Origin of the sequence: Mesorhizobium sp. M0106 (assembly GCF_040322715.1) — a bacterium.
Taxonomy (GTDB): domain Bacteria; phylum Pseudomonadota; class Alphaproteobacteria; order Rhizobiales; family Rhizobiaceae; genus Mesorhizobium.
This window is the reverse complement of record NZ_JAMYUA010000087.1, coordinates 1-9741: the sequence shown is the minus strand read 5'-3', so window position 1 is coordinate 9741 and position 9741 is coordinate 1. Positions and strand designations below refer to the sequence as shown.

Annotated in this window: 8 protein-coding genes; 1 reads left to right on the top strand and 7 read right to left on the bottom strand. The window is 65.2% G+C overall.

Features of this window, described 5'->3' with window-relative positions:
• Positions 1–237: 237 nt before the first annotated feature.
• From NKJ55_RS34680 to NKJ55_RS34670, 3 genes are all read right to left on the bottom strand, one after another.
• The gene (locus NKJ55_RS34680; protein WP_352453824.1) at positions 238–1473 is read right to left on the bottom strand and encodes an amidohydrolase/deacetylase family metallohydrolase; all 1236 of its coding nucleotides are present in this window, start codon (positions 1471–1473) and stop codon (positions 238–240) included.
• Between the two features lie 22 nt (positions 1474–1495).
• Positions 1496–1861: a RidA family protein gene (locus NKJ55_RS34675; RefSeq protein WP_352453823.1), complete on the bottom strand. Its 366-nt coding sequence runs from the start codon at positions 1859–1861 to the stop codon at positions 1496–1498.
• A gap of 357 nt (positions 1862–2218) precedes the next feature.
• A complete protein-coding gene (locus tag NKJ55_RS34670; protein ID WP_352453822.1) occupies positions 2219–2647 on the bottom strand; it encodes an Lrp/AsnC family transcriptional regulator in 429 nt (142 codons plus the stop codon).
• Positions 2648–2770: 123 nt separating this feature from the next.
• Here NKJ55_RS34670 and NKJ55_RS34665 point away from each other — a divergent pair, with 123 nt between their 5' ends.
• Positions 2771–3874: a saccharopine dehydrogenase family protein gene (locus NKJ55_RS34665; RefSeq protein WP_352453821.1), complete on the top strand. Its 1104-nt coding sequence runs from the start codon at positions 2771–2773 to the stop codon at positions 3872–3874.
• A gap of 168 nt (positions 3875–4042) precedes the next feature.
• Here NKJ55_RS34665 and lpdA read toward each other — a convergent pair whose 3' ends face one another.
• The 4 genes from lpdA to NKJ55_RS34645 all read right to left on the bottom strand — a co-directional run bounded on the left by lpdA (position 4043) and on the right by NKJ55_RS34645 (position 9352).
• A complete protein-coding gene (lpdA, locus tag NKJ55_RS34660) occupies positions 4043–5437 on the bottom strand; it encodes a dihydrolipoyl dehydrogenase (protein ID WP_352453820.1) in 1395 nt (464 codons plus the stop codon).
• A gap of 246 nt (positions 5438–5683) precedes the next feature.
• The gene (locus NKJ55_RS34655; RefSeq protein ID WP_352453819.1) at positions 5684–7093 is read right to left on the bottom strand and encodes a dihydrolipoamide acetyltransferase family protein; all 1410 of its coding nucleotides are present in this window, start codon (positions 7091–7093) and stop codon (positions 5684–5686) included.
• Positions 7094–7103: 10 nt separating this feature from the next.
• Positions 7104–8117: an alpha-ketoacid dehydrogenase subunit beta gene (locus tag NKJ55_RS34650; RefSeq protein ID WP_352453818.1), complete on the bottom strand. Its 1014-nt coding sequence runs from the start codon at positions 8115–8117 to the stop codon at positions 7104–7106.
• A 2-nt stretch (positions 8118–8119) separates the two neighbouring features.
• Complete coding sequence (locus tag NKJ55_RS34645; RefSeq protein ID WP_254817940.1) at positions 8120–9352, bottom strand: 3-methyl-2-oxobutanoate dehydrogenase (2-methylpropanoyl-transferring) subunit alpha; 1233 nt, start codon at positions 9350–9352, stop codon at positions 8120–8122.
• Between the last annotated feature and the right edge of the window lie 389 nt (positions 9353–9741).

Here is a 9741-nt window from a genome sequence, read left to right as displayed (position 1 = left end):
ACCTCAATGTCCTGGCGCGATAGCATGCAAAACTGTTCGCGATGTCCTCGCACATCTGTTCGCGATGTCCCCAGTCCAAACACCCTTGTGGGAGAAGGTGGCCGAGCGAAGCTCGGTCGGATGAGGGGTGTTCCAGCTTGGCAAAGACGGCGATCCTCCCAACACCCCTCAACCGTCTTGGCGCTGCGCGCCAATCCACCTTCTCCCACAAGGGGAGAAGGAAGAGCCGCACAGCCCTCAATCGTGGCCACGCCCGAAATGCCGGCTCGCCACCTCGACATGCGTGTCGTGCGCATGCGCTTCGAAGCGTTCGGTCTCGCCGAGATCGTCCACCGCCTCGTTCGGCCACCAGCTGCCGCCGACCACGATTCCGTCCGAGACCAGCCTTTGCTCGGCGACCAGCGAGGCGCCGACCGAATCGACAAAGGTGAAGCGGCCCGGACGCAGCCGCAACACCGCGATGTCGCCGACCGCACCCACCGCAAGCCTGCCGAGATCGGGCCTGGCGATCGCTTCGGCAGGGCGCTGCGTGGCGGCGCGCAGCACCTCGACCAGCGGCATGCCGAGCGCCAGCAGCTTCGACATGCAGACCAGGATGTCGAAGGCCGGCCCGTCGACGCAGTAGAGATGCACGTCGCTGCTGATCACGTCCGGCGCCAGCCCCTCGCTGAGCATCGCTTTCGCCACTTCGAAATCGAACGAGCCCATGCCGTGGCCGATGTCGAAGATGACGCCGCGCTCGCGCGCCAGCCGCATATCTGGCCGCACCGCCCCCGAGGCGAAGATCGGCGCGTTGGGAAACGGCCGGAAGCAGTGGGTGAGAATGTCGCCCTTGCGCAGCCGCGGCAGCACTTCCGAGCGGCCCGGCGGCGGCTCGTCTATGTGCGCCATCAGCGGCAGGCCGGCTTTGTCGGCGGCTTCGAGCGCGAGATCGACCGGCGCGATGCCGCTGGTGCCGCCGGCATGGCGACCCGAGCGGACCTTGACGCCGACAACCACGTCCGCGTGCTCGCGAGCCGCCGCTACCGTCTCGCGCGGTTCGCAGAGCCGGAGGTCGCTACACTCGCCGACCGCCACGGTCTGCGAGAAGCCGAATATGCCGGCAAAGGAAATGTTGACATAGGCCAGGATGCGGACTTTCGAGCGCTCGATGACGTGGCAGCGAAAGCCGAGGAAATTGCCGGCGCCGGCACTTCCGGCATCGATGAAGGTGGTGGTGCCGCTCTTTGCGGCGAGCCGGTCGGCATCGACGCCGAGCGACGTGCCGCCCCAATAGACATGGCTGTGCAGGTCGATCAGGCCGGGCGCGACGATGGAGCCCGTGGCATCGATGACGCGGGCGGCACGTTCGAAGGGGATTTCGGTGTCGATCGCGGCGATACGGCCGTCGGCAATCGCCAGATCGCGCTGCGCGTCGAGGCCGGATGCCGGATCGATGAGGCGGCCGCCTTTTATCAGGAGATCGAATTGCATCGCGCCTGTCTCCACTTTCCCGTCAGGCCGGCCTGTAGGCAACGGCCTCGGCCTCGATCTTGATGTCGATCATCAGCCGCGACTCCACTGTCGTGCGCGCCGGCGGGTCTTTCGGGAAATGCCTGGCATAGACGGTGTTGAAAATGCCGAAATCGCGGGCGTCTTCGAGCCAGACCGTCGTCTTGACTACGTCGTCGAGGGTACAGCCGGCCAGCGCCAGTGCCGCCTTGACGTTCGACAGCACCTGCTCGGTCTGTTCGGCGATGCCGCCCTTGACCACCAGCCCGTCTGTGCCGACCGGCACCTGGCCTGAGACATAGACGAAATCGCCGGCCCTGACCGCCGGCGACAACGGCACATGGGATTTTCCAAAACACTGCTTGGGCAAGGAGGCCTCCTATCTAGGTTCTTTGGGTGAACGCGCGATGCTGCGAGAGATAGGGGGCGGCTGCACGCCATCGATCCACATTTTGAAAGCCTATATCGCTTTGCTGCGGTAACGCCAGAACGATCACCGCCCTTGGTGATCCTTCGCGCCCCCCTCTGTCCTGCCCTCTTTGCGATCACTTGGCATCTCCCCCTCTAGTGGGGAGATCGGCAGCTTCGCCGATAGCATCCATTCAGCCACCTTGGAGATTGGCGAAAGCCGCGGTGACATCCAATCTCCCCTCTGGAGGGGGAGATGCCCGGCAGGGCAGAGGGGGACGCTGTCCCGCCAGCGTCTGGACCCGCGACACCAGCCGGCTCAGCGGTCGATCCGCGTCGACAGGATGATCGACGACGACGTGCGCTCGACTCCGTCCATGGCGCCGATCTGGTCGAGAAGCGTGTCGAGATCCCTGATCGAAGGCGCCTCGACGATGACGATCATGTCGAAATTGCCGCTGACCGAGTGCAGCGTGCGAACCGGTGCCAACGCCTGCAGGCTGCGCACCACCTTGTCGGCAAGCTTGGGGGTGACGGTGAGCAGGACATGCGCCCTGACCAGCCCCTGCTCGTAATCCGGCGACAGCCTGACCCCGTAGCCGGCGATGATGCCACGCTGTTCCAGCCGCTCGATCCGGCTTTGCACCGTGGTTCGTGAGACGCCGAGCCGCCGCGCCAGTTCGGCGGTCGAGGCGCGCGCATTGATACGCAGCAGGGAAAGCAGAGCCAGGTCGGCATCGCTGAGCATTTAGACGAACCCTGCCGGCACATTGCGCAAAGAGAGACTGCGTTTCGTACAATCTCACGCTTCCTTTCGACAGGCAAGCTGCGATTCTAACCGTGAATTTGGCATTGGTGCGAGGGACCGGTCATGAAGGAAATCATCGTCGGCGGCGCCGGCAAGATCGGCTCGACCATTGCCGAGATGCTGGCTTTCACGGGCGACTACCATGTCACGCTCATCGACCGCTCGGCGGCGCAGCTCGGCGCGGCCGAACTGTCTGAAACGGTCGAGACGCTGGAACTCGACATCGAGGCCGCCGGCACCCTCGAAGCGGCCTTGGCCGGCAAATTCGCGGTGCTCAGCGCCGCGCCTTTCCATCTGACCACGCGCATCGCGGAGGCGGCGGCCAGCGCCGGCGTGCACTATCTCGATCTGACCGAGGACGTCGTCAGCACCAGGCGGGTCAAGGAACTGGCTCGTTCCGGCAGCAGCGCCTTCATCCCGCAATGCGGCTTGGCGCCGGGCTTCATCTCGATCGTTGCCAACGATCTCGCCAGCCGCTTCGACACGCTGGAAAGCGTGCGCATGCGGGTCGGCGCGCTGCCCCAGTACCCGTCGAATGCGCTGAACTACAATCTGACCTGGAGCACCGACGGCGTCATCAACGAATATTGCGAGCCTTGCGAGGCGATCGTCGAAGGCGAGCTGATCGAAGTGCCGCCGCTCGAGGAGCGTGAAGAATTCTCGCTCGACGGCGTCACCTATGAGGCGTTCAACACCTCGGGCGGGCTGGGCACGCTGGCCGAAACGCTGAAGGGCAGAGTGCGCACGCTGAATTACCGCACCATCCGCTATCCCGGCCATGCCGCGATCATGAAGGCGCTGCTCAACGACCTCGGCCTGCGCCACCGCCGCGACGTGCTGAAAGACATTTTCGAAAGCGCCCTGCCGGCGACGCTGCAGGACGTCGTCATCGTTTTCGTCACCGTCAGCGGCCGCAAGAACGGCCGTCTGCTGCAGGAAACCTACGCCAACAAGATCTACGCCAGGCGCGACGGCGAAACGGTGCGCAGCGCCATCCAGATCACCACCGCATCGGCCATCTGCGCCGTGCTCGACATGCTCGCCGACGGCACCTTGCCGGCCAGAGGTTTCATCAAGCAGGAGGACATCGCGCTCGACGCGTTCCTGGCCAACCGCTTCGGCCGCGCCTATGCGCAGCACGAGATGGTTAGCCGGCTTGCAGGATGAGCTGCGTAATCTCCCCCCTCGAGGGGGAGATGTCGCCGAAGGCGACAGAGGGGGTCGCCTCGCGTAGAGCGCCAACCTCCATCTGTCGCAAGGGAGGTCGCATCCAGTCGAACCGACCCCCTCTGGCCTGCCGGCCATCTCCCCCTCAAGGGGGGAGAGCGCGAGCCCTCAGATATGCAGTGCGTGCCCCAGCGCCTTCAGCGCCGCTTCCTGAAAACCCTCGCCCTGTGTCGGATGGGCATGGATCGTCCCGGCGATATCCTCCAGCGTCGCGCCCATCTCCAGCGCCAGCCCAAACGCAGTGGACAGCTCCGACACGCCCTGGCCGACGGCCTGGATGCCAAGCACCAGATGGTTGTCCGCCCGCGCCACTACCCGAACGAATCCGTCCTCGCCCAACTTCGTCATCGCCCGGCCATTGGCGGTGAAGGGAAACTGTCCGACCTTGATCTCGCCACGGGTCTTGGCCTCCTCCGGCGACAGGCCTGCGGTGACCAGCTCCGGGTCGGTGAAACAGACAGCCGGGATCGCTCGTCTGTCCCAGCTGCGCTTGTGGCCGGCAACGATCTCGGCGACCATTTCGCCTTGCGCCATGGCCCGATGCGCCAGCATCGGCTCGCCGGTGACGTCGCCAATGGCAAAGATGCCGCGCATCGAGCTGCGGCACTGGTCGTCGATGCGGATGAAGGGTCCGGCCATGTCGAGGTCGATCTGCTCTAACCCCCAGCCTTCGGTCACCGGCTTGCGACCGACCGTGACCAGCATCTTGTCGGCAGCGATCTTGCCGTTCTTGCCGCCATTCGTCTCGACCAGCAGCGCGTCGCGCTTAGTGGACAGCCCCTTGGCCTTGGCGTTCACGAGCACCTCGATGTCGAGTTCGGCCAGCCGCTTCACCACCGGCCGGGTCAGTTCCGCATCATATTGCGCCAGCACGCGCGGCAACGCCTCGACCACGGTCACCTTGGCGCCCAGCTTGGCAAAGGCGATGCCGAGTTCCAGCCCGATATAGCCGCCGCCGACCACCGCCAGCCTCTCCGGAACTTCGCTCAGCGCCAGCGCCTCGGTCGACGAAATGACAGGACCGCCGAACGGCAGCGATGGCAGCTCGACCGGCGCCGAGCCGGTCGCTATCACCACCGTTTCGGCGCGGATCACCTGCATGCCGATCTCGGTCTCGACGGCAACGGTCTTGCCGTCGCGAAATGTCGCCCAGCCATGCACCGTCTTCACTCCCGCTTTCTTCAGCAGGCCGGCGACGCCGTTGTTCAGCCGGCTAACGATGCCGTCTTTCCAGGCAATGGTCGCCGCGAGATCAAGCGACGGTGCCGCGACCGTTATGCCGAGTGGACTTTTGCCGCCGGCCATGTGCGAGAGCTTTTCGAACTCTTCGGCTGCATGGATCAGCGCCTTTGACGGGATGCAGCCGACATTGAGGCAAGTGCCGCCCGGTTTGCCTGCCTCGACGATCACCGTGTCGATGCCAAGCTGCCCGGCGCGGATGGCACAGACATAGCCGCCCGGACCGGCGCCGATGACCAGCAGCTTGCAGGAGATTTCCTTCATCATTGCACCTTAGTTCGACGAGCCGGCGGGGCAGCGCCCCCCTCTGTCCTGCCGGACATCTCCCCCTCAAGGGGGGAGATTGGCAGCTTTCGCGTTCGGCTTAGTCCTGCAAGGCTGGAGATTGGCGAAAGGCGGGATGACGGCCGATCTCCCCCCTTGAGGGGGAGATGCCCGGTAGGGCAGAGGGGGGCGCGAAGGATCACTACTGCTCTCATCCCGCGCCCCTGCGATCCTCTGTTCATCTCCTCAATCCACAAAAATCAGCGCCGGCGTTTCCAGCAGCGCCTTTATCCGCTGGATGAACACCGCCGCGTCCCAGCCGTCGACGACGCGGTGGTCGAAGCTGGAGGACAGGTTCATCATCTTGCGCGGGATGAACTGGGTGCCGTCCCATACCGGCCGCACCATCATCTTGTTGACGCCGACGATCGCCACTTCCGGATGATTGATCACCGGCGTCGTCGCCACGCCGCCCATGGCGCCCAGCGAAGTGATGGTGATGGTCGAGCCCGAGAGCTCGTCGCGCGTCGCCGTGCCGGACTTTGCCGCCTCGGCCAGCCTGACAACCTCGGCTGCACAGTCCCAGATGTCGCGCGCCTCGGCGTGCTTGACCACCGGCACCATCAGCCCGGAAGCCGTCTGCGCGGCGATGCCGATATGGACGCCGCCATGCTGGTGGACGATGCCGGCTTCGTCGTCGAACAGTGCGTTGACATTGGGCTGGTCGGCGATTGCCTTGACCATCGCCCGCATCAAGAACGGCAGCAGCGTCAGCTTCGGCCTGTCCCCGCCCGGCCGCTTCTCCTTGTTGAGCGCGGCGCGCAAATCCTCGAGCGCGGTGACGTCGATCTCCTCGACATAGGTGATATGCGGGATGCGCGACTTGGCCAGCGTCATCTTCTCGGCGATCTTTCGCCTGAGCCCGACTATCTTGATGTCCTCGACCGCCTCGTTGCGGGCAAGGCCGGAAACCTTGGCGAGCCGGGGTCCGCGCGCCAGGAAAGCCTCGATATCCTCGTGCCGGATGCGCCCGGCCGCGCCGGTTCCCGGGACCTGCCGAAGGTCGATGCCGGCCTCTTTCGCCCTCAAGCGGACGGCCGGCGAGGCCAGTGGCTTTTCGCCCTCGGGGCGCGGCGCGCCGACCGGGGCTATACCCCCGAAAGCCGGCGCAGTACCCCCACCCCTAACCCCTCCCCACAAGGGGGAGGGGGATTCCGCCGGCCCACTTCCACCCTCATGCGTTGAAACTTTTCTGGATGATGGCGAAATGGGTTTGGCATCGGCTTTGGCGGCCGTGACGCGTCCCCCTCCCCCTTGTGGGGAGGGGTTAGGGGTGGGGGTACTGCGCCCGGTGGGGGTATTCTTGGCGCCCGCCTCAGTGGCCTGCGACGCAGCATCGCTGACGTTACCCTCGCCCGCCACCTTCAACCTGACAATCGGCGAGCCGATCGCCACCGTGTCGCCGATCTCGGCGCCCAACCAGACGATTTCGCCATCGACGGGCGAAGGAATTTCGACCGTCGCCTTGTCGGTCATGACAGCGGCCAGCACGGCATCCTCGCGCACGAGGTCGCCGACCTTGACCTGCCATTCGACGAGCTCGGCCTCGGCTACGCCTTCGCCGACATCGGGCAGCTTGATGACATATTCGCCCATCGTTCCCCCTTCAGGCTTCCACCGTTTCGACGAGCGCGCGGCCTAGCCGGGCAGGACCGGGAAAATAGTCCCACTCCTGCGCATGCGGATAGGGCGTGTCCCAGCCGGTGACCCGCGCCACAGGCGCTTCCAGATAGTAGAAGCAGCTCTCCTGAACCAGCGCCGAAAGTTCGGCGCCGAACCCCGATGTCAGCGTCGCCTCATGCACGATGACGCAGCGCCCCGTCTTGTTGACCGAGGCGACGATCGTCTCGAGATCGAGCGGCAGCAGTGTCCTCAGATCGATGATCTCGGCATCGATGCCGGTCTCCTCGGCTGCCGCCTGGGCGACATAGACCATCGTGCCGTAGGCAAGCACGGTGACTGCCGCGCCCTGCCTGCGGATCACCGCCTTGCCGAGCGGCACCGTGTAATGGCCGTCGGCGACTTCGCCGAGCTCATGTTTCGACCATGGCGTTACCGGGCGCTCGTGATGACCGTCGAAGGGGCCGTTGTAGAGCCGCTTCGGCTCCAGAAAGATCACCGGGTCCGGATCCTCTATCGCCGCGATCAAAAGGCCCTTGGCGTCATGCGGGTTCGACGGCACGACGACCTTCAGGCCGGAGACGTGGGTGAACAGCGCCTCCGGGCTCTGGCTGTGGGTCTGGCCGCCGAAAATGCCGCCGCCGGTCGGCATTCTCACGACGATCGGGCAGGTGAAATCGCCGTTCGACCGGTAGCGCAGCCGCGCGGCTTCCGAGACGATCTGGTCATAGGCCGGATATACATAGTCGGCAAACTGCACCTCGACGCAAGGCTTCAGCCCGTAGGCGGCCATGCCGATGGCCGCGCCGACAATCCCGGATTCGCTGATCGGCGCATCGAAGCAGCGGCTCTTGCCGTATTTCGCCTGCAGGCCCTGGGTGCAGCGGAAGACGCCGCCGAAGAAGCCGACATCCTCACCGAACACGATGACTTGGCTGTCGCGCGCCATCGACACGTCCATGGCGTCGCGGATCGCCTCGATCATGGTCCGCCGCGGCATGGTCAGACCCCTGCCTGTTGGCGCTGGCGCCTGAGATGCGGCGGCATCTCGGCATAGACGCCCTCGAACATGTCGCGCGCCGAGGGCTTGCCGCCGGCATGCAGCGTGCCGTGGCGCTCGGCCTCCCGCTGCGCCGAAATCACCGTGTCGAGGATTTCGGCCTCGGCCTGGGCGTGGCGTTCGTCCGACCAGACGCCGCGCTGGATGAGATGGTTCTTCAGCCTGACGATCGGGTCGCCGAGCGGCCAGGCATCGGACTCGGCCTTCGGCCGGTAGGCCGACGGGTCGTCGGAGCTCGAATGGGCGCCGACGCGGTAAGTGACGTATTCGACCAGCGTCGGCCCGAGATTGCTGCGCGCCCGTTCCGCCGCCCATTTGGCCACCGCATGGACGGCGAGATAGTCGTTGCCGTCGACGCGCAGCGACGGAATACCGAAGCCGAGCCCACGGGCGGCAAAAGTGCCGGAACCGCCGCGGGCGATGCCCTGGAAGGTCGAGATCGCCCATTGGTTGTTGACGACGTTGAGCACGACCGGCGCCTTGTAGGTCGAGGCGAACACCAGCGCCGAATGGAAGTCGGACTCGGCGGTCGAGCCGTCGCCGATCCAGGCGGCGGCGATCTTTGAATCGTTGCTGATTGCCGAGGCCATCGCCCAGCCGACCGCCTGGATGTACTGCGTCGCCAGATTGCCGGAGATCGAGAAGAAGCCGTGCTCCTTCGATGAATACATGATCGGCAATTGCCGCCCTTTCAGCGGATCGGCCTCGTTCGAATAGATCTGGTTCATCATCGTGACCATCGGGTAGCCGTCGGCGATGAGCAGGCCGGCCTGCCGATAGGTCGGAAAATTCATGTCGCCCCGCGACAGCGCCTTGCGGAAGGCGCAGCTCACTGCCTCTTCGCCGAGATGCTGCATGTAGAAAGAGGTCTTGCCCTGGCGCTGCGCCATCTGCATGCGCGCATCGAAGCTGCGCAGCGTCATCATATGGCGCAGCCCCTCCAGCAACTCGTCGTCCGAAAGCAGTCCTGCCCACGGCCCGACCGCCTCGCCGGCGCGGTTGAGCACGCGGATGATCGAGAAGGCCAGATCGCGGATGTCGCGCGGGTCGACGTCGATCTTCGGGCGCGGCACCGAGCCAGCTTTTGGAATGCTCACATTAGAGAAATCCGGCGTCCCGCCCGGCCGCACTTCCGGTTCCGGAACATGGAAGCGCAGCATTCCGGCATCGGCCATGATCTCGGTCCTCCACTGTTGCCCGGCCAGGATATTTGCACACCGCCAGAGCAGTGCCAATTCGTCGGGCGAGGCTTCGCTGCCGCTGGCTGCTGCCCGCGGCCGACAGGATGGAGATATGTCGGCGAAATTTCTTGTCGATCTTCCGCGCCGGCGCGCAATTTGGCGAATGCCCGGGCCAGTCTGGCGCAAGAGCAGGAACTTCCTGCGGGAAGATCGCTCGGTCGAGTTCCTTCGCGCCCCCCTCTGTCCTGCCGGAGGATCGCGGCATCATCCCAGCTCCGGTTCCTCGCCCCCACGGAAGTGGCTAGGGGATGCACACATCTTTTCGTTGCGTCGATGACTCATCTGTGAGTTGCGGCGTCGGGTTGGTGTGTGATTCTGTAGGC

Coding starts and splice junctions, on each gene's coding strand:
- NKJ55_RS34680 (WP_352453824.1), bottom strand. CDS start 1,473: ATGCAATTCGATCTCCTGATAAAAGGCGGCCGCCTCATCGATCCGGCA.
- NKJ55_RS34670 (WP_352453822.1), bottom strand. CDS start 2,647: ATGCTCAGCGATGCCGACCTGGCTCTGCTTTCCCTGCTGCGTATCAAT.
- NKJ55_RS34665 (WP_352453821.1), top strand. CDS start 2,771: ATGAAGGAAATCATCGTCGGCGGCGCCGGCAAGATCGGCTCGACCATT.
- lpdA (WP_352453820.1), bottom strand. CDS start 5,437: ATGAAGGAAATCTCCTGCAAGCTGCTGGTCATCGGCGCCGGTCCGGGC.
- NKJ55_RS34655 (WP_352453819.1), bottom strand. CDS start 7,093: ATGGGCGAATATGTCATCAAGCTGCCCGATGTCGGCGAAGGCGTAGCC.
- NKJ55_RS34650 (WP_352453818.1), bottom strand. CDS start 8,117: ATGCCGCGGCGGACCATGATCGAGGCGATCCGCGACGCCATGGACGTG.
- NKJ55_RS34645 (WP_254817940.1), bottom strand. CDS start 9,352: ATGGCCGATGCCGGAATGCTGCGCTTCCATGTTCCGGAACCGGAAGTG.